At 69.8% G+C, this 20,803-nt stretch carries 19 protein-coding genes and 1 riboswitch; of the genes, 10 read left to right on the top strand and 9 right to left on the bottom strand.

From position 1 onward, the window contains the following. Nucleotide 1: 1 nt before the first annotated feature. The 3 genes from thiS to AC3EGR_RS12760 form a co-directional block, all read right to left on the bottom strand. Nucleotides 2-208: a sulfur carrier protein ThiS gene (gene thiS / locus AC3EGR_RS12770; protein WP_488546860.1), complete on the bottom strand. Its 207-nt coding sequence runs from the start codon at nt 206-208 to the stop codon at nt 2-4. Further along, nucleotides 205-1,251, bottom strand: coding sequence for an FAD-dependent oxidoreductase (locus AC3EGR_RS12765; protein WP_488546859.1), 1,047 nt, complete (start codon nt 1,249-1,251; stop codon nt 205-207). The genes thiS and AC3EGR_RS12765 overlap by 4 nt, the downstream gene beginning before the upstream one ends. Nucleotides 1,252-1,288: 37 nt before the next feature. Next, a riboswitch (TPP riboswitch) is annotated at nt 1,289-1,399 on the bottom strand. Nucleotides 1,400-1,441: 42 nt separating this feature from the next. Beyond that, on the bottom strand, nt 1,442-1,927 hold the full coding sequence (locus tag AC3EGR_RS12760; protein ID WP_488546858.1) for a MarR family winged helix-turn-helix transcriptional regulator: 486 nt from the start codon (nt 1,925-1,927) through the stop codon (nt 1,442-1,444). 170 nt (nt 1,928-2,097) lie between these two features. Between AC3EGR_RS12760 and AC3EGR_RS12755 the strand changes: the two genes are divergently transcribed. Beyond that, complete coding sequence (locus AC3EGR_RS12755; protein WP_488546857.1) at nt 2,098-3,780, top strand: tannase/feruloyl esterase family alpha/beta hydrolase; 1,683 nt, start codon at nt 2,098-2,100, stop codon at nt 3,778-3,780. A 7-nt stretch (nt 3,781-3,787) separates the two neighbouring features. Here AC3EGR_RS12755 and AC3EGR_RS12750 read toward each other — a convergent pair whose 3' ends face one another. Further along, complete coding sequence (locus AC3EGR_RS12750) at nt 3,788-4,144, bottom strand: STAS/SEC14 domain-containing protein (RefSeq protein WP_488546856.1); 357 nt, start codon at nt 4,142-4,144, stop codon at nt 3,788-3,790. A 193-nt stretch (nt 4,145-4,337) separates the two neighbouring features. Between AC3EGR_RS12750 and AC3EGR_RS12745 the strand changes: the two genes are divergently transcribed. From AC3EGR_RS12745 to AC3EGR_RS12710, 8 genes are all read left to right on the top strand, one after another. Continuing rightward, the gene (locus AC3EGR_RS12745; protein WP_488546855.1) at nt 4,338-4,826 is read left to right on the top strand and encodes a hypothetical protein; all 489 of its coding nucleotides are present in this window, start codon (nt 4,338-4,340) and stop codon (nt 4,824-4,826) included. Between the two features lie 157 nt (nt 4,827-4,983). Further along, nucleotides 4,984-5,328 (top strand): hypothetical protein, encoded by a 345-nt coding sequence (locus AC3EGR_RS12740; RefSeq protein WP_488546854.1) that lies wholly within the window; start codon nt 4,984-4,986, stop codon nt 5,326-5,328. Nucleotides 5,329-5,500: 172 nt separating this feature from the next. Then, entirely contained in the window at nt 5,501-5,827 is a 327-nt protein-coding gene (locus AC3EGR_RS12735) for a hypothetical protein (RefSeq protein ID WP_488546853.1), read from the top strand. 251 nt (nt 5,828-6,078) lie between these two features. Continuing rightward, nucleotides 6,079-13,242: a HAMP domain-containing protein gene (locus AC3EGR_RS12730; RefSeq protein ID WP_488546852.1), complete on the top strand. Its 7,164-nt coding sequence runs from the start codon at nt 6,079-6,081 to the stop codon at nt 13,240-13,242. An 8-nt stretch (nt 13,243-13,250) separates the two neighbouring features. After that, on the top strand, nt 13,251-14,882 hold the full coding sequence (locus AC3EGR_RS12725; protein WP_488546851.1) for a response regulator: 1,632 nt from the start codon (nt 13,251-13,253) through the stop codon (nt 14,880-14,882). Between the two features lie 4 nt (nt 14,883-14,886). Then, nucleotides 14,887-16,752, top strand: a complete 1,866-nt coding sequence (locus AC3EGR_RS12720; protein WP_488546850.1) for a PAS domain-containing sensor histidine kinase — start codon at nt 14,887-14,889, stop codon at nt 16,750-16,752. 74 nt (nt 16,753-16,826) lie between these two features. Then, on the top strand, nt 16,827-17,192 hold the full coding sequence (locus tag AC3EGR_RS12715; RefSeq protein ID WP_488546849.1) for a hypothetical protein: 366 nt from the start codon (nt 16,827-16,829) through the stop codon (nt 17,190-17,192). Between the two features lie 53 nt (nt 17,193-17,245). Beyond that, complete coding sequence (locus AC3EGR_RS12710) at nt 17,246-17,737, top strand: 5' nucleotidase, NT5C type (RefSeq protein WP_488546848.1); 492 nt, start codon at nt 17,246-17,248, stop codon at nt 17,735-17,737. A gap of 13 nt (nt 17,738-17,750) precedes the next feature. Here the strand turns inward: AC3EGR_RS12710 and AC3EGR_RS12705 are convergent, their stop codons facing one another. After that, nucleotides 17,751-18,107, bottom strand: coding sequence for a nitrile hydratase accessory protein (locus AC3EGR_RS12705; RefSeq protein ID WP_488546847.1), 357 nt, complete (start codon nt 18,105-18,107; stop codon nt 17,751-17,753). After that, nucleotides 18,104-18,817, bottom strand: a complete 714-nt coding sequence (locus tag AC3EGR_RS12700; RefSeq protein ID WP_488546846.1) for a Crp/Fnr family transcriptional regulator — start codon at nt 18,815-18,817, stop codon at nt 18,104-18,106. Before AC3EGR_RS12700 ends, AC3EGR_RS12705 begins: the two co-directional genes overlap by 4 nt. 65 nt (nt 18,818-18,882) lie before the next feature. Here AC3EGR_RS12700 and AC3EGR_RS12695 point away from each other — a divergent pair, with 65 nt between their 5' ends. Continuing rightward, nucleotides 18,883-19,080, top strand: a complete 198-nt coding sequence (locus tag AC3EGR_RS12695; protein ID WP_488546845.1) for a hypothetical protein — start codon at nt 18,883-18,885, stop codon at nt 19,078-19,080. A 9-nt stretch (nt 19,081-19,089) separates the two neighbouring features. Here AC3EGR_RS12695 and AC3EGR_RS12690 read toward each other — a convergent pair whose 3' ends face one another. Genes AC3EGR_RS12690 through nthA form a run of 3 tightly spaced genes read right to left on the bottom strand, consistent with a single transcriptional unit; the run spans nt 19,090 to nt 20,766 of the window. Next, on the bottom strand, nt 19,090-19,440 hold the full coding sequence (locus AC3EGR_RS12690) for a hypothetical protein (protein WP_488546844.1): 351 nt from the start codon (nt 19,438-19,440) through the stop codon (nt 19,090-19,092). Between the two features lie 52 nt (nt 19,441-19,492). Then, nucleotides 19,493-20,152 carry a nitrile hydratase subunit beta gene (nthB, locus tag AC3EGR_RS12685; RefSeq protein ID WP_488546843.1) on the bottom strand — a complete coding sequence of 220 codons (660 nt, stop codon included), beginning with the start codon at nt 20,150-20,152 and terminating at the stop codon, nt 19,493-19,495. Continuing rightward, nucleotides 20,149-20,766 carry a nitrile hydratase subunit alpha gene (gene nthA, locus AC3EGR_RS12680; protein ID WP_488546842.1) on the bottom strand — a complete coding sequence of 206 codons (618 nt, stop codon included), beginning with the start codon at nt 20,764-20,766 and terminating at the stop codon, nt 20,149-20,151. The genes nthB and nthA overlap by 4 nt, the downstream gene beginning before the upstream one ends. Nucleotides 20,767-20,803: the final 37 nt, after the last annotated feature.

The following is a 20,803-nucleotide window of genomic DNA, read 5'->3' as shown; positions in this document are numbered from 1 at the left end:
CTCAACCTCCTGTGATGGGCTGGAACGTGAAAACGGCGTCGCCCTCGCGCAGCTGCACGCCTTCGCGCGCGCCGCGGGGCACGAACTCGCCGTTGACGGCGGTGGCCAGCGCCTGCGGCGCCTGCCCCAGCGCGCTGACCACGTCGGCCAGGGTCGCGCGGTCCTCGACGGTGCGCGGCTCGCCGTTGACGGTAATCGCAAAACTCATGAGCTCATCTCCAGCAGCGCCCGCTCCACCAGCGCCGGCGCGATCAGCCAGCCGTGGCGGAAGAGGCCATTGATGCGGGTCAGGCCGTCCTGGGTGGACAGGTGCGGCAGGTTGTCCGGCAGCGCGGGGCGCAGGTTGCTCTCGCTGTGCACCACGCGCGCCTCGGCCAGCTCGGGCACCACGCTGTGCGCGGCCGCCAGCAGTTCCACCGTGCTGCGCAAGGACACCGGCGAGCGGTCCTCGCTCTCGATCTCGCTGGCGCCGACGACCACGAGGTCGGGGGCGCGCGGCACCAGGTACACCCGGTAGCGCGGGTGCAGCAGCCGCAGCGGCCGGCGCAGTGTCACGCCGGGCGCGTGCAGCCAGAAGATCTCGCCGCGCACGCCGCGCACCGGCAGCTGCGGCCGTGCGCCCGTGCCGCGCACGTCGAACACGTGATCGAAGCGGCGCTCGCCACCCGGCAAGCGCAGCACGCCTGCGTGCGCGGACTCCACCGTCGTCCCCCAGTTCCAGTGCACGCCAGCCGCACTCGCGGCGAGGGCCTGCATCGCCTGCACGGTGTGGATGCGTCCTTCGCCCGGCAGCAGCCACGCGTGCGCCGGGCCGTTCACGGCGGGTTCGAGTTCCCGGAGGCGATCGCGATCGACTGGCGCAGGGTGGCGCGGCGCAGCCGCGGAAGGTGGATGCGAAGGAACCCCGCCGACCTTCGCCAGCAACAAGTCCACCACCCGCCTCGCCGCGCCTTCATCCCCGCGATGCGCCAGCAACAGGCTGCCGTCGAACGAACACTCCACGCGCACGTCCAGCTGCGCCAGCAGCCCGGGCCACAGCTCCATCGTCCGCAGCCCGAGCCGGAACACGTTCTCGTCGGCGCACTCCAGTTCCGCGACGGGGCTCAACATGCCCGCGGCCGTCCAGCCGGCGGCACCGCGCGCCTCCAGGTGCGCAGCCGGATCGAAGACATGGACTTCGTGCCCCGCACGCGCGAGCTGGAAGGCGAGCAGGCGCCCGAGCAGGCCGGCGCCGGCGACGGCGATCTTCATCGCGGCGCTTCCTTGCGGGACCAGGTGGGGGAGGGGAGGGACTGCATGCGGCTCTCCTTACGCCGGTACGAACCGGTTCAAGTTCACGGGTTTGGTGCTGGCCATCTCAGCGAAGCGGCCCCTGCCGCTCGCACCCCGGAGCGAGGGGAAGTATAGCGGCGCGGGTCCTGCGGCGTGCGCAGCGCGCGCTTCAGCCGGTCTTGCCGCGCGCCAGCGCCACCTTGTGCAGCAGTTCAGCCAGGATGGCCTGCTCGCCCGGGGTCAGCGGCAGGGTGCTGCTCTCCGCCTCCACGATGCGCTGGGTCGCCTTGCGCACCAGGTCCGCCCCCTTGGCCGTCACGTGCAGCACGTGCGCACGCCGGTCCTGCTCGCTGGCCTCGCGGGCGATGAGGCCCTTGGCTTCGAGCCGCTCCACCATCATGGAGATGTTGGGCGGCGTCACCGACAGCGCGCGGGCCAGCCGCACCAGCGAGCCGCCGGGGTTCTCGGCGATCAGCGTGAGCACGGTGTATTCCACCGGCCGCAGCTTGAAGGGCGTGCCGACCTGCTCGAAGAAGATGGCGTCGGTCACCAGCACCGCCTGCGCCAGCTGGTAACCCAGCACCTTCTGCAGGCGGGCCTCCTCCATGCGTCCCGCCGGCGTGAGCTCCGAGCGGGCGCTGCGTTTCTGGGTCATGCGCGGATTGTGCCAAGGGGCAGGAATCGTTCACGGCCGACAGCGTCCTGCCGAGCAGGCCAGAGGACGGTCCTTGGGGAAAACCCCGGATTGGCGCCGCACGATCGGTAAGTACCTTAATGGTTCTGCAGCCGGCCCGCTGCAGTTCCCCACACCGAACCGGAGACACCATGCGCAGTATTCCCCTCGTGACGGCAGCCGTCGCTGCCGCCGTCCTCAGCGCCTGCGGCGGCGGAGACGGCGGCCTGCTTCCGGACATCCATCCGGTCAGCGGCGCCCTGCTCGCCGGCGCCTGCACCGATCTCAAGACCAGCATCGCCTTTCCCAACACCACCATCACCGACGCGAAGGAAATCGCCGCCGGGGTGCTGAAGGTGGCCGGCACCGACGTACCCGCGCACTGCCAGGTGACGGGCAGCATGTTCCCGCGCACCAGCCCGGTCGACGGCAAGAGCTACGCCATCGGCTTCGAGATGCGCCTGCCCCTGAACTGGAACGGACGCTTCTTCTACCAGGCCAACGGCGGCACGGACGGCAGCGTCGTCACGGCGACCGGCGCGGTCAACGGCGGCGGCGGCCTGACCAATGCGCTGCAGAAGGGTTTCGCGGTGATCAGCTCGGATGCCGGGCACAACGCCACGCAGAACGCCACCTTCGGCATCGACCCGCAGGCGCGGCTGGATTACGGCTACCAGGCCGCGGCCAAGCTCACGCCGATGGCCAAGTCCGTGATCCAGACCGCGTACCGGAAGGCGCCGCAGCGCTCCTACATCGGCGGCTGCTCCAACGGCGGGCGCCACACCATGGTCGCCGCCTCGCGCCTGGCCGACCAGTACGACGGTTTCCTGGTCGGCGACCCGGGCTTCCGCCTGCCGCTGGCCGCCACCGCGAACATCAAGGGCTACCAGACCTACCTGACGCTCGCCAGCACGCCCGGCAATGCGTCGACCGGCTTCACCGCGGCCGAACGCACGACGGTCTCCAACGCGGTGCTCGCGAAGTGCGACGCGCTCGACGGCGCCACCGACGGCCTGATCCAGGACCAGGGCGCGTGCCAGGCCGCGTTCAACCTCGCCCGCGACGTGCCGACCTGCACCGGCGCGCGCGATGGCACCTGCCTGACCACCGACCAGAAGACCAAGATCGCCGACCTGTTCGCCGGGGCCACCAACGGCGGCGGCACGCGCTTCTATTCGAGCTGGCCCTACGACTCGGGCTTCGGCACGGCCGGTTATGCCTTCTGGAAGTTCACGGTGCCCGCGATCCTGGATTCGGTGGCCGTCGGCTCCATCTGGGAGGTGCCGCCCGAGGACCCCGCGACCTTCAATGGCCCGGCCTTCGCCGCCACGGCAAACATCGACACGATCCTGGCGAAGATCAATGCCACGAACGCGACCTACACCGAAAGCGCGATGTCCTTCATGACGCCGCCCAACGCGAGCGACCTGGGCACGCTGCGCAATCGCGGCGGCAAGATGCTCGTGTACCACGGTACGAGCGACCCGATCTTCTCCAGCGACGACACGCTCAACTGGTACAAGAGCCTGGTGGGCAACGGCGGCGGCAGTTTCGCGCGCTACTACCCGGTGCCCGGCATGAACCATTGCTCCGGCGGCCCGGCCACCGACCAGTTCGACATGCTCACGCCCCTGGTGCTGTGGGTGGAAGCCGGCGTGGCGCCGGAAGGCATCACGGCCAGCGCCCGCGGCGCCGGCAATGCGGCTGGCGCGAACCCCGACGTGCCTGCCGCCTGGGCCCCCAACCGCACCCGTCCGCTGTGCCCCTTCCCCAAGGTGGCACGCTACAAGGGAAGCGGCAGCGTGGAGCTCGCCGAGAACTTCAGCTGCCAGTAGCCGCAAGCTAGGCCAGCAGCCAGGCGATCGCGGAGGCCTCGTCCGTGAACACGACGAGGTTCAGCCCCGATCGCTGCGCCGTCTTCTCGCTCGCGCGGGTGATGCGGTCGGCCGGCACCACCGAAGCGACGCGGTGCAGGTGCTGCAGCTGCCGGGCGGCCTCTTCGCCCACCGCGTAGTGTTCGGTGAAGGTGGTCAGCGAGCGCACGCCGCGCAGGTCGACGAGCACGCGCTTGATGGGCCATGCGGCGCTGTCCGCGCCGAGCTGGTGCAGGAACGACAGGAACTCTCCCAAGGACGGGTTTCCGGCCACCCGCACCACGGCGTACTTCTCCCTGTGCTCGACGCTGAAGCTGAGGTCCATACGAGACGCAGCATAAGGGAAGCAACGGACCCGCCCGGGGCCTTCTTCGCGGGCCCGGGGCCGCGCTGCGTCAACCATCCTCCGACACGCCTGGCGGCTCCCTCCTACAGGGACGGTCCCGGGGGCTGCCTATGGTCGCCCCACGTGCGGCGATGCTCGCCGGCACGCGAACCCTCCAGGAAGGAACAGACCGATGAAAACGTCCCTCAAACTCTCGACGCTGCTCGCGGCAGCCGCACTTGCCGTCGCCGGCACCGCCATCGCGCAGGGCACCGGCAGCGCCGGCAGCACCGGCGGCTCCGGCCCCGGCACGAACAGCGGCGCCGCGATGGGCACCGGCAGCAGCACGAGCAACAGCGGCGGCGTGGCCAACGGCACCGGCACGGGTGCGCGCCAGGGCGTGAACGCAGGCGCCAGTAGCACGACGACCAGCCCCGCCGGTTCGACGGGAACGCTGGGCGCAGGCACCGCGGGCAGCGCGGACACGAGTTCCGGATCGATGGGCAGCTCCTCGCCGGCGAACGCCGCGGGCGGCAACACGGCGGGCAGCAGCGCCACGTCCGGCGGTACGAGTGGCTCGGGCGCCGCCATGTCGGGCAGCAGCGGCACTTCGGCCGGCAGCATGGAAGCCGGCAGCAGCAGTTCGCGCAGCGCGCGCAAGGCGCGCGCCGACCGCAACTGAGCACCAGCGACGCGCCAAGGCCGGTCCGCGCGAGCGGCCGGCTTTTTTTTCGACGGCAGCGAACAAGCCAACGGCGCCCCTCCTACATGCAGGTGCGCGCGGCGACGACCTCGCGTGCGGGGCGGCCTCCTAAGCTTTCCGGCACAAGGAGAACCACATGAAGATGCTTGTCCTTCCCGCCGCCCTGCTGCTTGCCGCCGCGGCCTTCGCGCAGAACAACGGCACCACCGCCGGTGGCGCCTCCACCAGCAGCGGCGCCGGTGTCGTCACCAGCGGCACCGCCGCGCCCGCCGGCCAGACACCGCGTGCGCAGGGCAGCACGCTCGGCCAGCAAGGCGGGGGCACGGGTGCCGGCATGGGCGCGGCCACCGCGGGCCAGCCGCCGGCGAAGGCGCAGGGCGACGGCGCGCAGTCCGCAAAGACGAAGAAGAGCTCCTCGACCACCAAGACCAAGACGAAGTCCAAGGCCAAGAAGAAGCCGGCGCACAAGACGGCCGCCTGAGCGTCGCCGCGGGGCGGGTGTCCCCGCCGCAGCGGCGCCGGCGGGACCGCCGTGAACGCGGGCAGACGAAAGTGTTAGGCGGGCTTCCTACAGCCCTTGGCGCGCTGGCCCTGCGGCCGGTGAACCCGCGGCGCGCACACTGGCCGGAGCACTTTCCTTGCGAGGCCGTTCCATGAAGTACCTGTTCCTGCCCCTCGCCGCGCTTGCGGCGCTTTCCGGCTGCGCCGGCTATTACGGCGATCCCTACTACGGCAACTACGGCGCTCCCGGGGCCTACTACGGCAACGGTTATGGCTACGCGGCTCCCAGCGTGAGCATCGGCGTCGTCGGCGGCTCCTCCTATGGCGGCGGCGCCTACGGAGGCGCATACGGCGGCGACCGGCGCGGCATGCGGGACCGCGATCGCGACGGCATCCCGAACCGCTACGACCGCGACCGGGATGGCGACGGCGTGCCGAACCGGGCCGACGCGCGTCCGAACGATCCGCGACGCCGCTGAAGCGCTGCGTTTACCCTGTCGCGAACACGCGGCGTCCCACGGGGCGCCGCGTGTTTTTTTTGCGTCCGCAGCCTCCGAGTGCGCGCCCGTCCCTGCCTGTCGGCGGCGTCCTACGACGTTATCGGAATAAGACGCCGACACTAGCGCCCGCCCGCGCATTTTTGCGTTCAGGCTGAGCTTTCAGAACGATCCGCCGCGGCCGCAGCGAGACACGGCCCGCGGCGGGCACAACCTCGCCAACGGAGTCAACCATGGATCAAGCCGTCGCACCGAGCGTGAAGAAGAAGGGCAGCAAACCCGCCCCACGCAGCCAGGCAACCAAGCCTGCCGCTGCGGTGAAGATCCCGCCGATCCAGACGCTGCAGGTCGAAGCGGCCGAGGCGCGGTCGCGCCAGCTGCTGGCGGCGTTGATGGCCTTTGCCGGCGGCGACTTCGGCGCGCGCCTGCCCACCGACTGGTCCGGGGTGGATGCACGCATTGCCGAAGCCTTCAACCAGAGCATCGCCAATGCGGGGCGCATCACGACCGAGGCGGCGCGCCTGTCCAACACGGTGGGCAAGGAAGGCCGGCTCACGCAGCGCATTTCCGCGCCCGGCGCGATCGGCGCGTGGGCGGAGCAGGTGGATTCCCTCAACACCCTGATCGACGACCTGGTGCGGCCGACCACCGACATCGCGCGCACCATCGGCGCGGTGGCCAAGGGCGACCTCTCCCAGCCCATGGAGCTGCAGGTCGACGGCCGTCCGCTCAAGGGCGAGTTCCTGCGCTCCGCGAAGCTGGTGAACACCATGATCGACCAGCTGTCCGTGTTCACGTCGGAAGTGACGCGGGTCGCGCGCGAGGTCGGCACCGAGGGCAAGCTGGGCGGCCAGGCCAAGGTGAAGGCGGTCTCGGGCGTGTGGAAGGACCTCACCGACTCGGTCAACCAGATGGCGGGCAACCTCACGGCGCAGGTGCGCAACATCGCCGAAGTGACCATCGCGGTGGCCAACGGGGACCTGTCCAAGAAGATCACGGTGGACGTGCGCGGCGAGATCCTGCAGCTCAAGGAAGCCACCAACACCATGGTGGACCAGCTGCGCTCCTTCGCCTCGGAAGTGACGCGGGTGGCCCGGGAAGTGGGCACCGACGGCCGCCTCGGCGGCCAGGCCGTGGTGCCCGGCGTGGCCGGCACCTGGAAGGACCTGACCGACTCGGTCAACTCCATGGCCAACAACCTCACCTCGCAGGTGCGCAACATCGCGACGGTGACGACCGCGGTGGCGCGCGGCGACCTCTCGCGCAAGATCACCGTGGACGTGAAGGGCGAGATCCTGGAGCTGAAGGAAACCATCAACACCATGGTGGACCAGTTGAACGGCTTCGCCTCGGAGGTCACGCGCGTTGCGCGGGAAGTCGGCACCGAAGGCAAGCTGGGAGGCCAGGCGCAGGTGCCGGGCATCGCCGGCACCTGGAAGGACCTGACCGACTCGGTCAACTCCATGGCCTCCAACCTCACGGGGCAGGTGCGCAACATCGCCGGCGTGGCCACCGCCATCGCCAAGGGCGACCTCTCGCGCAAGATCACCGTGGAGGTCAAGGGCGAGATCCTGGCCCTGAAGGAAACCATCAACACGATGGTGGACCAGCTGAACGGCTTCGCGTCGGAGGTCACGCGCGTCGCGCGCGAGGTGGGCACCGAAGGCAAGCTGGGTGGCCAGGCGCAGGTGCCCGGCGTGGCCGGCACCTGGAAGGACCTGACGGACAACGTGAACTTCATGGCGTCCAACCTCACGGGCCAGGTCCGCAACATCGCGGAGGTGACCACCGCCGTGGCGAACGGCGACCTGTCCAAGAAGATCACGGTGGACGTGCGCGGCGAGGTGCTGGAGCTGAAGAACACCATCAACACCATGGTGGACCAGCTCAACGGCTTCGCCTCGGAAGTGACCCGCGTGGCGCGCGAGGTGGGCACCGAGGGCAAGCTGGGCGGCCAGGCGCAGGTGCCCGGTGTCGCCGGCACCTGGAAGGACCTGACCGACAACGTCAACTCGATGGCGTCCAACCTGACCGACCAGGTGCGCAACATCGCGGAAGTGACGACCGCCGTGGCGCGCGGCGACCTGTCCAAGAAGATCACCGTGGACGTGCGCGGCGAGATCCTGGAACTGAAGAACACCATCAACACCATGGTGGACCAGCTCAACGGCTTCGCCGGCGAGGTGTCGCGCGTGGCGCGTGAAGTGGGCTCCGAAGGCAAGCTCGGTGGCCAGGCGCAGGTGCCGGGCGTCGCGGGCACCTGGAAGGACCTCACTGACAACGTGAACTCCATGGCCAACAACCTCACGGCGCAGGTCCGCAACATCGCGGACGTGGCGACCGCGGTGGCCAACGGCGACCTGTCCAAGAAGATCACGGTGGACGTGAAGGGCGAGATCCTGGAGCTGAAGAACACCCTGAACACCATGGTGGACCAGCTCAATGGCTTCGCCTCCGAAGTGTCGCGGGTGGCGCGCGAGGTGGGCACCGAGGGCAAGCTGGGCGGCCAGGCCATCGTGCGCGGCGTCGCCGGCACCTGGAAGGACCTGACCGACAACGTCAACTCGATGGCGAACAACCTGACCGGCCAGGTGCGCAACATCGCGGAAGTGACGACCGCCGTGGCCAAGGGCGACTTGTCGCGCAAGATCACCGTGGAGGTGAAAGGCGAGATCCTGGAGCTGAAGAACACCATCAACACCATGGTCGACCAGCTCAACTCCTTCGCGTCGGAAGTAACGCGGGTGGCGCGCGAGGTGGGTACCGAAGGCAAGCTGGGCGGCCAGGCGCAGGTGCCGGGCGTCGCCGGCACCTGGAAGGACCTGACGGACTCCGTGAACTTCATGGCGTCCAACCTCACGGCGCAGGTGCGCAACATCGCGGACGTGGCCACCGCCATCGCCCGCGGCGACCTGTCCAAGAAGATCACCGTGGACGTGCGCGGCGAGATCCTGCGGCTGAAGGAGACCATCAACACGATGGTGGACCAGCTGAACTCCTTCGCCGGCGAAGTGTCGCGGGTGGCGCGCGAGGTGGGCACCGAAGGCAAGCTCGGCGGCCAGGCGGCCGTGGAAGGCGTGGCCGGCACCTGGAAGGACCTGACCGACAACGTCAACTCGATGGCGTCCAACCTGACCGACCAGGTGCGCAACATCGCCGAGGTGACCATCGCCGTGGCCAACGGCGACCTGTCCAAGAAGATCACCGTGGACGTGCGCGGCGAGATCCTGGAGCTCAAGGAGACCATCAACACGATGGTGGACCAGCTCAACGCCTTCGCCGCTGAAGTGTCGCGGGTGGCGCGCGAGGTGGGCACCGAAGGCAAGCTGGGCGGCCAGGCGCAGGTGCCAGGAGTCGCGGGCACGTGGAAGGACTTGACCGACAACGTCAACTCCATGGCCAACAACCTCACCGGCCAGGTCCGCAACATCGCGGACGTGGCGACCGCCATCGCGCGCGGCGACCTGGGCCGCAAGATCACGGTGGACGTGAAGGGCGAGATCCTGCAGCTGAAGGAAACCATCAACACGATGGTGGACCAGCTGTCCGCCTTCGCCTCGGAAGTGACGCGCGTGGCGCGCGAGGTCGGCACCGAAGGCAAGCTCGGTGGCCAGGCCGTGGTGCCGGGTGTCGCGGGCACGTGGAAGGACCTGACGGACAACGTCAACTCGATGGCGTCCAACCTGACCAACCAGGTGCGCAACATCGCCGAGGTGACGATCGCGGTGGCCAACGGCGACCTGTCCAAGAAGATCACGGTGGACGTGCGCGGCGAGATCCTGCAGCTGAAGGAAACCATCAACACGATGGTGGAGCAGCTGCGCTCCTTCGCCTCCGAAGTCACGCGCGTGGCGCGCGAGGTCGGCACCGAAGGCCGGCTGGGCGTGCAGGCCGTGGTGCCCGGCGTGGCCGGCACCTGGAAGGACCTGACCGACTCGGTGAACACCATGGGCGCCAACCTCACTTCGCAGGTGCGCAACATCGCCGAGGTGACCACCGCGGTGGCGCGCGGCGACCTGAACCGCAAGATCACGGTGGACGTGAAGGGCGAGATCCTGGAGCTGAAGAACACCATCAACACGATGGTCGACCAGCTCAACTCCTTCGCCAACGAAGTGACCCGTGTGGCGCGTGAAGTGGGTACCGAAGGCAAGCTCGGTGGCCAGGCGCAGGTGACCGGCGTGGGCGGCACCTGGAAGGACCTCACGGACAACGTGAACTTCATGGCCTCCAACCTGACCGAACAGGTGCGCGGCATCGTGAAGGTGGTGACCGCGGTGGCCAACGGCAACCTGACGCAGCGCCTCACGGTGCAGGCCAAGGGCGAGGTCGCGGCGCTGGCCGACACCATCAACGGCATGACGGACACGCTCGCCACCTTCGCCGACCAGGTGACCAACGTGGCGCGCGAGGTGGGCGTGGACGGGCGGCTGGGCGGCCAGGCCAACGTGCCGGGCGCGGCCGGCACCTGGAAGGACCTGACCGGCAACGTGAACCTGCTGGCGGCCAACCTCACGACGCAGGTGCGCGCGATCGCCGAAGTGGCGACGGCCGTGACCAAGGGCGACCTGACGCGTTCGATCCAGGTGGATGCCAAGGGCGAGGTGTCCGAGCTCAAGGACAACATCAACACCATGATCTCCAACCTGCGGGAGACCACGGAATCGAACCGCGAGCAGGACTGGCTCAAGACCAACCTGGCGCGCTTCACCGGCATGCTGCAGGGCCAGCGCGACCTCAACACCGTCGGGCGCATGCTGCTGTCGGAGCTCGCCCCGCTGGTCAATGCGCACCAGGGCAGCATCTACCACAACAGCCTCGGCGAGAACCACAGCGAGCTGATGGTGCTGGCCACGTACGCGGAGGCGGGCAACCTGCAGGTGTCGGACACGGTCCGCCTGGGCGAAGGCCTGGTCGGGGAGTGCGCGCTGCAGAACCGCCGCATCCTGCTGACCGACGTGCCGTCGGACTACGTGCGGATCAGCTCCAGCCTCGGCGCCTCGAGCAAGCTGTCGGTGGTCGTGCTGCCGGTGCTGTACGAGAACCAGACCAAGGCCGTGATCGAGCTGGCCTCGCTGCAGCCCTTCTCGCCGGTGAACCTGAACTTCCTGGACCAGCTCGCGCTGGGCCTGGGCGCGGTGTTCAACACCATCGAGGCGACGATGCGCACCGAGGGCCTGCTCAAGCAGTCGCAGCAGCTCACCGTGGAACTGCAGGCCCGCCAGACCGAGCTGCAGCAGACCAACGAGGAGCTGCAGAACAAGGCCCGCCTGCTGGCCGAGCAGAACGCGGAAGTGGAGCGCAAGAACTCGGAAGTGGAGCAGGCGCGCCGCGCGCTGGAGGAGAAGGCGTCCGAACTGGCGCTGACCTCCAAGTACAAGTCGGAGTTCCTGGCCAACATGTCGCACGAGCTGCGCACGCCGCTGAACTCCATCCTGATCCTGTCGCAGCAGCTGGCGGAGAACGCCGCGGGCAACCTCACCACCAAGCAGGTGGAGTTCTCGCGCAACATCAACTCCTCCGGCTCCGACCTGCTGAACCTGATCAACGACATCCTGGACCTGTCCAAGATCGAGTCGGGGACGGTCACGGTGGACGTCGAGGAGATCCCCTTCCTCGGCTTGCGCGACAGCCTGGACCGCAACTTCCGCCACGTCGCCGAGCAGAAGAACCTGCCGCTGCTGATCAAGTTCGCGGACGACCTGCCGCGCAACATGGAGAGCGACCCCAAGCGGCTGCAGCAGATCCTGAAGAACCTGCTGTCCAACGCGGTGAAGTTCACCGCCCACGGCCACGTGGAAGTGCGGGCCAGCCTGGCCACCAGCGGCTGGAGCGCCGACCACCCGGTGCTGTCGCAGACGCAGCACGTGGTCGCCTTCGCGGTGGAGGACACCGGCATCGGCGTGCCGCCGGAGAAGCAGCGCCTGATCTTCGAGGCCTTCCAGCAGGCCGACGCCGGCACCTCGCGCAAGTACGGCGGCACGGGCCTGGGCCTGGCGATCTCGCGCGAACTGGCCGTGCTGCTCGGCGGCGAGATCAAGCTGCATTCGGTGCCGGGCAAGGGCTCCACCTTCACGCTGTTCCTGCCGCTGCACTATGCCGGCCCCGACGCGGCGGCGGCGACCACGCGTGCCCGCTCCAGGGCGCAGGACGCCACGGTCATCACCCTGCCGATCGCCCGCGAGGAGCACATTCCCGACGACCGCGAGACCATCCAGCCCGGGGACCCGGTGATGCTGGTGATCGAGGACGATCCGCACTACGCGCGCATCCTGCTCGGGCTGGCCCGCGACAAGGGCTTCAAGGGCCTGGTCGCCACCAAGGGGACCATGGGCCTGTCGCTGGCGCGCCAGTACCTGCCCAGCGCGATCTCGCTGGACATCTTCCTGCCCGACATGCTGGGCTGGACGGTGCTCAACCAGCTCAAGCTCGACCCGGCGCTGCGCCACATCCCGGTGCAGATCCTGACCATGGAGGAGGAGCGCCAGCACGGCCTGTCGCACGGCGCCTTCAGCTACCTGCTCAAGGGGCCGACCACGGACGGCCTGGAAGCCGCCTTCGAGCGCATCAAGGAGTTCACGCAGCCGCGCACCCGCCGCCTGCTGGTCGTGGAGGACAACGAGGTGGAACGCGACGCCGTCGTGGAGCTCCTTGGCTACGACGACATCGACATCGCCACCGCGGGCAGCGGCGACGCGGCGCTGGCGGCCATGCGCAAGCAGGCGCCCGACTGCGTGGTGCTGGACCTGCGCCTGCCCGACATGAGCGGCTTCGAGCTGCTGGAGACGATGCGCAGCGAGCCGCAGCTCGCGGCGCTGCCGGTCGTGGTCTTCACCGGCAAGGACCTCTCCGCGGGCGAGCAGGACCGCCTCCAGAGCATGGCCAAGAGCATCGTGCTGAAGGACGTGCAGTCGCCCGAGCGCCTGCTGGACGAGACGGCGCTGTTCCTGCACCGGGTGATCACGCAGCTGCCGCCGGAAAAGCAGGCCATGCTGGACCGGCTGCACAACTCCTCGGAGGTGCTGCGCAACCGCAAGGTGCTGGTGGTCGACGACGACGCGCGCAACATCTTCGCGCTCACCTCGCTGCTGGAGAACCACGACGTGGAGGTGATCAGCGCCACCAACGGACGCCAGGCGATCGACCTGCTGCAGCAGTCGCAGGACGTGGAGATGGTCCTGATGGACATCATGATGCCGGAGATGGACGGCTACGAGACCATGCGCGAAATCCGCAGGAACCCCGCCTTCCGGACGCTGCCCATCCTGGCGCTCACGGCCAAGGCCATGAAGGGTGACCGCGAGAAGTGCCTGGAAGCGGGCGCGAGCGACTACATCTCCAAGCCGGTCAACACCGACCAGCTGCTGTCGCTCATGCGCGTGTGGCTGTTCCGGTGAGAAGCGCCATGGACACCCCTGAAAAGGTCAACATCCTGATCGTCGACGACGAGCCCCGGAACCTGGCGGTGCTGGAGTCGATCCTGGACAACCCGGGCTACCGGCTGGTGCGCGCCACTTCGGGCGAGGAGGCGCTGCTGGCGCTGATGGCCCACGAGTTCGCACTGCTGGTGCTCGACGTGCAGATGCCGGACATGAGCGGCTTCGAGCTGGCGCAGATGGTCAAGGAGCGCAGGAAGACCGCGCGCGTGCCGATCATCTTCCTCACGGCCTTCTATCACGAGGACCAGCACATCGTCGAAGGCTACGGCACCGGCGCGGTCGACTTCCTGCACAAGCCGGTGAACCCGCCGGTGCTGCGCTCCAAGGTCGCCGTGTTCGCCGAACTGCACCGCAGCGGACGCGAGCTGGAACGCGCCAACCGCCGGCTGGTCGAACTCAACGCCAGCCTGGACCGGCGCGTGGAGGAACGCACGGCCGAACTGCAGCAAAGCGAGGCACGCCTGCGCGAGGCCGACCGGCGCAAGGACGAATTCCTCGCCACGCTGGCGCACGAACTGCGCAACCCGCTGGCGCCGGTGCGCAATGCGATCCACTTCCTGAAGCTGCGCGGGCCGGGCACCACCGACGTGCAGTGGGCCTCGGACATCATCGACCGCCAGGTGGGCCTGATGGCCCGCCTGATCGACGAGCTGATGGACGTCAGCCGCATCAGCCGGGGCCGCATCGAGCTGCGCCGCGAGCGGGTGCTGCTCGACGATGTGCTGGACGACGCGGTCGAAACCATCCAGCCGCAGATCGACGGGGCCGGGCACAAGCTGTCGGTGCTGCACCCCGCGGTGCAGCTGCCGGTGGACGGCGATCCCGCGCGGCTGGCGCAGGTGTTCATGAACCTGCTGTCCAACGCGGCCAAGTACACCGACCCGGGCGGCCAGCTGGAGGTGCGGCTCGTGCGCGACGGAGCCTACGCCGTGGTCTCGGTGCGCGACGACGGCATCGGCATTGCGCCGAAGCGGCTGGAGTCGGTGTTCGAGATGTTCTCGCAGGAGGAACCGGCGCTGGCCCGCTCGCGCGGCGGGCTGGGCATCGGCCTGTCCATCACGCGCAAGCTGGTGGAGCTGCATGGCGGCACGGTCACGGCGGCGAGCGACGGTCCCGGCAAGGGCAGCGTGTTCACCGTGCGGCTGCCGCTGGCCGAAGTCGCGGCGGAGCCGCAGCCGCAGCCGTCGCAGGGCGCAACGCCTCAGCCCGCGGGAAGCCTGCGCATCCTGGTCGCCGACGACAACACCGATGCGGCCGAGACGATGACCATCCTGCTGGAATCGCTGGGCCACGCGGTGCGCCAGGTGCACGACGGCGAGCAGGCGATCGCGGCGGCGGCGGAGTTCGACCCCGAGCTGGTGCTGCTGGACATCGGCATGCCGCGGGTGAACGGCTACGACGCCTGCCGGGGCATCCGCGCGCAGGAAGGCGGCGCCGCGCGCACGCTGGTCGCGGTCACGGGCTGGGGCCAGCCGCAGGACCTCGAGCGCGCGCGCGAGGCGGGCTTCGACCGGCACCTCGTCAAGCCCGTGGACATCGAACAGCTGCTGCAGCTGATCGCGTCCCGCCTGGAAGGCAGCACGCCCGGCCGCCGGTGACGCGGTGGACAGCAGCGCCGTGAGGGCGGGCAGCCCGTTCGACGAAGCCGGGCTGCTCGCCAGGGCGATTGCGGAGACGACCGACGATGTCATCTTCGCCAAGGACCTGCAAGGCCGCTACCGCTTTGCCAATCCGGCCACGCTGGCCGTCTTCGGGCTGCCGGCCGAAGCGGTGATCGGCCGAACCGACGCGCAAATCCTCGGCGACGGCGAGGCGGCCCGGCGCGTGCGCGAGAACGACCGGCGCGTGCTCGAGGCCGGCGAGCCCCAGGAGATGGAGGAGACGGTGCCCGTGCCCGGCGGCGGCTCGCGCTGCTTCCACTCGCGCAAGACGCCCTTGCGCGGCGAGGGCGGGCAGGTGCTGGGGCTGCTCGGGATCGCACGCGACATCACCGAGCGCAAGAACGCCGAGGCCCAGCGCGAGGCCGACCGGCTCAAGCTGCTGATGGGGATCCAGGCCGCGGGCCTGGTGATGGCCGACATCGACTACCGGACCGATCTGAACCACATCTCGGCGGAGCTGGCGCGGCTGCTCGAACTCGGCGAGGGGGCGCTCACCGTCCCGCGCCAGGCGATCTTCGACCGCATCCACCCGGAGGACCGCGAGCGCTATCTCGAGGCGATCCGGCGCACGCTCGATCCGGCGGGCAACGGCCACCTCGCCATCGACGTGCGGGCGCTGCTGCCCAGCGGCATCGTGCGCTGGCTGCACATCCGGCTGCAGATCGTGTTCGAGACGGTGGAGGGCAAGCTGCAACCCGTGCGCGGCATCTGCGCCGCGCGCGACGTGACGACCGAGATGGTGGCCGAGGGCAAGCTGCGCGCGGCGCAGCGCCTGACGCAATCGGTGATCGAGGGCGCCGGTGCGCTGGTGTACGCCAAGGACCTGCAGGGCCGCTACATCCTGTCGAACCAGGCGTGGCGCCGCCTGCACCGGCTCACGGCGGAACAGGCGCAGGGGATCACCGACGAGCAGCTGTTCGGCCCGCGCGTCGCCGAGGAACTGCGCGCGACCGATCGCGGCGTCGCCGAGACCGGCCTGCCGACCAGCGTCCAGGAGCGGGCCGTGGTGCACGGCGAGCTGGCCACCTTCCGCTCCACCAAGTTCCCCCTGTACGACGAGACCGGCCGGGTCTACGCCGTGTGCGGCGTGGCCACCGACATCACGGACGTGGTGGAGGCGGACCGGCGCAAGGACGAATTCATCGCCACCCTCGCGCACGAACTGCGCAACCCGCTCGCGCCCATCCGCACCGGCCTGGAGATCCTGCGGCGCCTGGGCGACCTGCCGCCCGCGGCAGCGCGCACGCGCGACATGATGGAGCGGCAGCTCACGCACCTGGTGCGGCTGGTGGACGACCTGCTGGACGTCTCGCGCGTGACCCGCGGCAAGCTGGAACTGCGCAGCGAGGAGATCACGCTCGGCCAGGTGCTCGACGACGCGCTGGAGACCTGCCATGCAGCGGTCGCGGCGGCGGGCCATACGCTGGCGCTGGAGCTGCCCCAGCACCCCGTGCGGCTGCGGGGCGACCTCACGCGGCTGGCGCAGGTCTTCAGCAACCTCGTGAACAACGCCGTGAAGTACACGCCGCCCGGCGGGCGGATCGCCGTGCGCGCCACGCTGCAGGAGCATGAGGTGCTCGTCGAGGTCTCGGACAACGGCAGCGGCATCGCGCCCGACACGCTGCCGCACGTGTTCGACCTGTTCGCCCAGGGACGCGACCAGTCCCACCTGAGCCAGGCGGGGCTGGGCATCGGCCTGTGGCTGGTGAAGAAGCTGGTCGAACTGCACCACGGCAGCATCGAGGCGCACAGCGCCGGCCTCGGCACGGGTAGTACCTTCCGCGTACGCCTGCGGGTCGTCGGCTAGCGTTCCGGGCGCCGGCTGGCGTCCCCGCCCATCGAAAGGTTTGTTGCAATCCGTAGCCCTATGATGGCGGGCTGATGGACTTGCAGTATCTCGACTTCGACTTCAGCGGCGACGCGCACGGGCAGGGCAGCTTCGATGCCATGGCCTCGGTCGGTGCTGCGCAACTGAAGGCGGTCGATGCCGAGATCCGCGCCGTGCTCGACTGGGCGCAGCGCGGCTTCGGGCCCGCCGCGGCGCTGGACGACGGGGGCGAGTGGGACTACGCGCTGCAAGGCGTCTGGCACGTGGACACGCAGCTCACCGTGCGCTATGCGCCGGATGCCGAGTGCCTGGAGGTGAAGCCGGGCGAGCTCGATCCGCCGCGGGTCACGCTGACGCTCACGGTCACCGGCAGTGCTGCGTTCTGCTCGGCGATGCGCGAGGCCTTCGCGATCGATTGATTTTCCTGCCCGGTCCTACGCGGGCCGCTTGGCCGCCGAGGCAGCATTTGCCCATGTCCGATCGCCAGCTGTACCTCGATTGCGATGGCGTGCTCGCCGACTTCGACGCCGGCGCCGAGAAGATCTTGGGCATGCCGCCCAAGGCCTTCCAGGCCCGCCACGGCGCCGGCCCCTTCTGGGCGCGTCTCGCGCAGCACCCGGATTTCTTCGGGACCTTGCCGCTGATGCCGGGCGCCACCGAACTGTTCGCCGCCGTGCGGCACCTGCACCCGGTGATCCTCACCGGCCTGCCGCGGGGCAACTGGGCGGCGGCGCAGAAGGTGCGCTGGGCCGCGCAGCACTTCCCCGGCACGAAGATCATCACCACGCTCGCCGCGGACAAGCGGGACCATTGCAGCCACGGCGACGTGCTGCTGGACGACACGCTGAAATACCAGCAGCTGTGGGAAGGCGCGGGCGGGATCTTCCTCCACTACCGCGACGTCGGCCAGGCGCTGGCCGAACTCGCCGCCTACTTCCCGCTGCGCGCGCAGCGGACCGGTTGAGCGTCCCCGCGCTTCAGTCCGCGAAGTCCCCGGGCCCCAGTTCGATGGGGTGGCCGTGCGGCGTTCGGTCGGCCGCCCGATCCCACGCATCGCGGTAGCGGCGCAGCTCCGCCGGCGAGCTCGCGCCGCAGCGCGCAACGAGCTGCTCCAGTGTTTCCAGCCACTGCCGGTAGTAGGCGTCGCCCGCGTCCTCGCCGGCGCCGGCGGGCGAGGTGCGGATCGTCTGCGCGAGCGCCTGGGCCCACTCGGGCCAGGTGAACAGCCCCTGCGCGTGCAGCGCGACCGCCATGGCGAAGGCCTGCGCCTGCCAGGGCGCGCCGAACACCGGCCCTTCGGCATCGCGCGGCAGGCCGGGAAGGTCCGGTGTCATGGTGCGAGCGTCTCTTCGTAGACCCCGCGGATGTAGCGGTAGCAGCCGCAAGCCGCGTCTTCGAGCCCCGCGCGATCCAGCACCTCGATGTGGCCGCGGCTGTAGCGGATGAGACCCCGCTGCTGCAGCAGCGTGGCCGAGCGGTTCACGGTCGCGCGGCGCTCGCCCAGCATTTCGGCCAGGAATTCCTGGGTCAGGTCGAAGCTGTCCCCCTCCACGCGGTCGTGCGTCTGCAGCAGCCAGCGGGCGCAGCGTTGCTCCGCCGCATGGGCCCGGTTGCAGGCGGTGCCTTGCGAGGCCTGCACCAGCAGGGCGTAGGCATAGCGGTTCATCCAGTGCGCGAAAGCAGCGTGCTCGCGCACCGCGGCGAGGAAATCGCGTGCCTCCATGCGCCAGCCCCAGCCGGTGACCTGCGGGAACACCAGGCCGGGGCTGCGCTGGGCGCCGAGCACGAGGGGCACCGCCAATGCGCCCTCCCGGCCGATGGTCGCGACTTCGATGCGCGTCTGCGCGGCCGATGTCGCCGCCAGCATGGACAGCGTGCCTGCCGCGGGGAACCAGGCATGCGCCATGGGGCCGTCTTCCTCCCACAAGGTCTCGCGCAGCCGCAGCTCCACGCGCTCCAGGCGGGGTGCCAGCGCCTGCAAGGTGGGGGCATCCAGCAGCGCGAGCAGGCGGTTCGCGCGCAGGTGGGATTGCTCGGTCTCCATGTTGTTCGTGGTTTTTACCTTCGGCTTCCGTTATAGCGGGACGGACTCATCTATAGTGGCGCGCTATGTACGAATCCGGACAAAGTGAGGACCTGCGAGAGGCGCTGCGCCGGCTGGAGGACGCGATCCGGAAGCATGGCGGCGAGGTGCGCAGCGCGCAGGCGAACGCGTCCGACCCCGCATTGCAGGTGCTGCTGCGAACCATCGATCTCATGGAGTCGGAGGCGCAGCGCCTGCGCGCGCTGCTCGCGGCGCGGCCCTAGGCCCCGGATTCAGCCGGGCGGCCCCGCCAGGCGCATGCACACCGCCTGCACACGCTGCGCGTTCTCCCGGACCCGTTCCAGCTGCCCCGCCAGGTCCGGCTGCTGCCCCCGCGAGCCCAGCCACAAGCCGTGCATCAGCTCCGCATGGGCGATCAGCAGGCCGGTCCAGGCCGTACTGGCCTGGGGCAGCTCGCGGCAGGCAAGCCGCACCGTCTCGATGTCCTGCGCGACAGTCTGGTAGAGCTCCGCATCCACGGGGCGTTGCGCCAGCCGAGCCACGTGCTGGAGATAGAGTTCGAGCGCGGCGAGTGCGGTGCCGGCGGACGATGCGGTCGCGGATCGTGGTGGGCGCTCGGGCATTGTTCCTGTTGTCGTGTTGCCTCCACTCCAGTGTAGAGCATCGATGCGAAGCTCACGCCGGCTCCAGGTAAGGCTGCCAGGCATCGATGGAAACGCGCAGCCCTGGCGCCGCATCCGGTCCCCACAACTGAGCGGCTTCGAACACCACCGTGTACAGCGGTTGCGGCTGCTCCCCCAGTCCTTGCGCATGCGTGTCCGCGAACACGTGCGGGCCGTGCACGCGCTCGATCACGCCGACCTTGCCGCGTGCGTAGCCGGGAAGGCGCGTGTGGTGCGGCACGGCATGCGCGCGGGTGCGCACGCGATCGCCCGGTGCAAAGCGGGGCGGAGGGCCATCGTCGCGCTGCGTGGGCGAGCCGCGCGCCAGCGCCGCGGCGACGTCGCCGGCGCGCAGCACGCGCGCCACGGGCACCGGTGCATGCAACGTGTGGCCGGCGGCCACTTCGTCGGGCAGCACCTGGCCACGCTCGGCCATGAGCTTTTCGAGGGCGGCCAGCCAGACCTGGTAGTAGCTGCGCTGCGCGTAGTCGGGCAGGGTCTCGCGCGCCGCGCGCGTCATGTCGAGGTTCCAGCTGCCGGTGGCGCCCATGGCCAGCACGACTGCCAGCACCTCGCGCTCCCAGTCCGCATGGAAAAGGACGTCTTCCGGTTCGGGGACCACCGGGCCGTGGCCTGGCTGGCCGCCCAGGTCGGCATGCGTGCTGTACGTCATGGCTGGCGCGGCAGGCCGGTGCCTATCATGGAGTCGCGCGTCACGAGGGCGGCAAGCTGCTCCTCGTCGAGCCCGCCGGTGCCGGCGGGCCGCTGCGGGATCACCAGGTAGCGCACTTCGGCGGTCGAGTCCCAGACGCGCACCTGCCGCTCGGGCGGCAGCTCCACGCCGAAATCGGCCAGCACGCCGCGCGGGTCGCGCACCGCGCGCGAGCGGTAAGGCGCGCTCTTGTACCAGACCGGCGGCAGGCCCAGCACGGGCCACGGGTAACAGCTGCACAGCGTGCAGACCACCATGTTGTGCACGGCGTCCGTGTTTTCCACCGCCACCATGTGCTCGCCCTGGCGGCCGGTGTAGCCGAGCGAGGCGATGGCGGCGCTCGCATCGCGCAGCAGCCAGTCGCGGAAGGCCGGATCGCTCCAGGCCCGGGCGACGACGCGCGCGCCATTGCGCGGGCCGATGCGGGTCTGGTAGGTCTCGACGATCGCGTCGAGCGCGGCCGGTTCGATGTAGCCCTTTTCGGTGAGGATGGTCTGCAGGGCCCGCACGCGCAGCTCGGTCTCGTCGAGTTCGCTGTGCTCGTGCCCGTGCCCGTCGTCGTGCGCGTGGCTCATCGCGCCAGTGTGCCGCAGTTCGCTCACGATCGGCAAC

The organism is Ramlibacter sp. G4-7, assembly GCF_057784995.1.
Note: the sequence above shows the minus strand (reverse complement) of the source record. Positions and strands in the feature narration are given on the sequence as shown.

Bases quoted from the DNA above. Each gene is read 5' to 3' on its own strand.
- thiS (WP_488546860.1), bottom strand. From the start codon at position 208: ATGAGTTTTGCGATTACCGTCAACGGCGAGCCGCGCACCGTCGAGGAC.
- AC3EGR_RS12765 (WP_488546859.1), bottom strand. From the start codon at position 1,251: ATGAAGATCGCCGTCGCCGGCGCCGGCCTGCTCGGGCGCCTGCTCGCC.
- AC3EGR_RS12760 (WP_488546858.1), bottom strand. From the start codon at position 1,927: ATGACCCAGAAACGCAGCGCCCGCTCGGAGCTCACGCCGGCGGGACGC.
- AC3EGR_RS12755 (WP_488546857.1), top strand. From the start codon at position 2,098: ATGCGCAGTATTCCCCTCGTGACGGCAGCCGTCGCTGCCGCCGTCCTC.
- AC3EGR_RS12750 (WP_488546856.1), bottom strand. From the start codon at position 4,144: ATGGACCTCAGCTTCAGCGTCGAGCACAGGGAGAAGTACGCCGTGGTG.
- AC3EGR_RS12745 (WP_488546855.1), top strand. From the start codon at position 4,338: ATGAAAACGTCCCTCAAACTCTCGACGCTGCTCGCGGCAGCCGCACTT.
- AC3EGR_RS12740 (WP_488546854.1), top strand. From the start codon at position 4,984: ATGAAGATGCTTGTCCTTCCCGCCGCCCTGCTGCTTGCCGCCGCGGCC.
- AC3EGR_RS12735 (WP_488546853.1), top strand. From the start codon at position 5,501: ATGAAGTACCTGTTCCTGCCCCTCGCCGCGCTTGCGGCGCTTTCCGGC.
- AC3EGR_RS12730 (WP_488546852.1), top strand. From the start codon at position 6,079: ATGGATCAAGCCGTCGCACCGAGCGTGAAGAAGAAGGGCAGCAAACCC.
- AC3EGR_RS12725 (WP_488546851.1), top strand. From the start codon at position 13,251: ATGGACACCCCTGAAAAGGTCAACATCCTGATCGTCGACGACGAGCCC.
- AC3EGR_RS12715 (WP_488546849.1), top strand. From the start codon at position 16,827: ATGGACTTGCAGTATCTCGACTTCGACTTCAGCGGCGACGCGCACGGG.
- AC3EGR_RS12710 (WP_488546848.1), top strand. From the start codon at position 17,246: ATGTCCGATCGCCAGCTGTACCTCGATTGCGATGGCGTGCTCGCCGAC.
- AC3EGR_RS12705 (WP_488546847.1), bottom strand. From the start codon at position 18,107: ATGACACCGGACCTTCCCGGCCTGCCGCGCGATGCCGAAGGGCCGGTG.
- AC3EGR_RS12700 (WP_488546846.1), bottom strand. From the start codon at position 18,817: ATGGAGACCGAGCAATCCCACCTGCGCGCGAACCGCCTGCTCGCGCTG.
- AC3EGR_RS12695 (WP_488546845.1), top strand. From the start codon at position 18,883: ATGTACGAATCCGGACAAAGTGAGGACCTGCGAGAGGCGCTGCGCCGG.
- AC3EGR_RS12690 (WP_488546844.1), bottom strand. From the start codon at position 19,440: ATGCCCGAGCGCCCACCACGATCCGCGACCGCATCGTCCGCCGGCACC.
- nthB (WP_488546843.1), bottom strand. From the start codon at position 20,152: ATGACGTACAGCACGCATGCCGACCTGGGCGGCCAGCCAGGCCACGGC.
- nthA (WP_488546842.1), bottom strand. From the start codon at position 20,766: ATGAGCCACGCGCACGACGACGGGCACGGGCACGAGCACAGCGAACTC.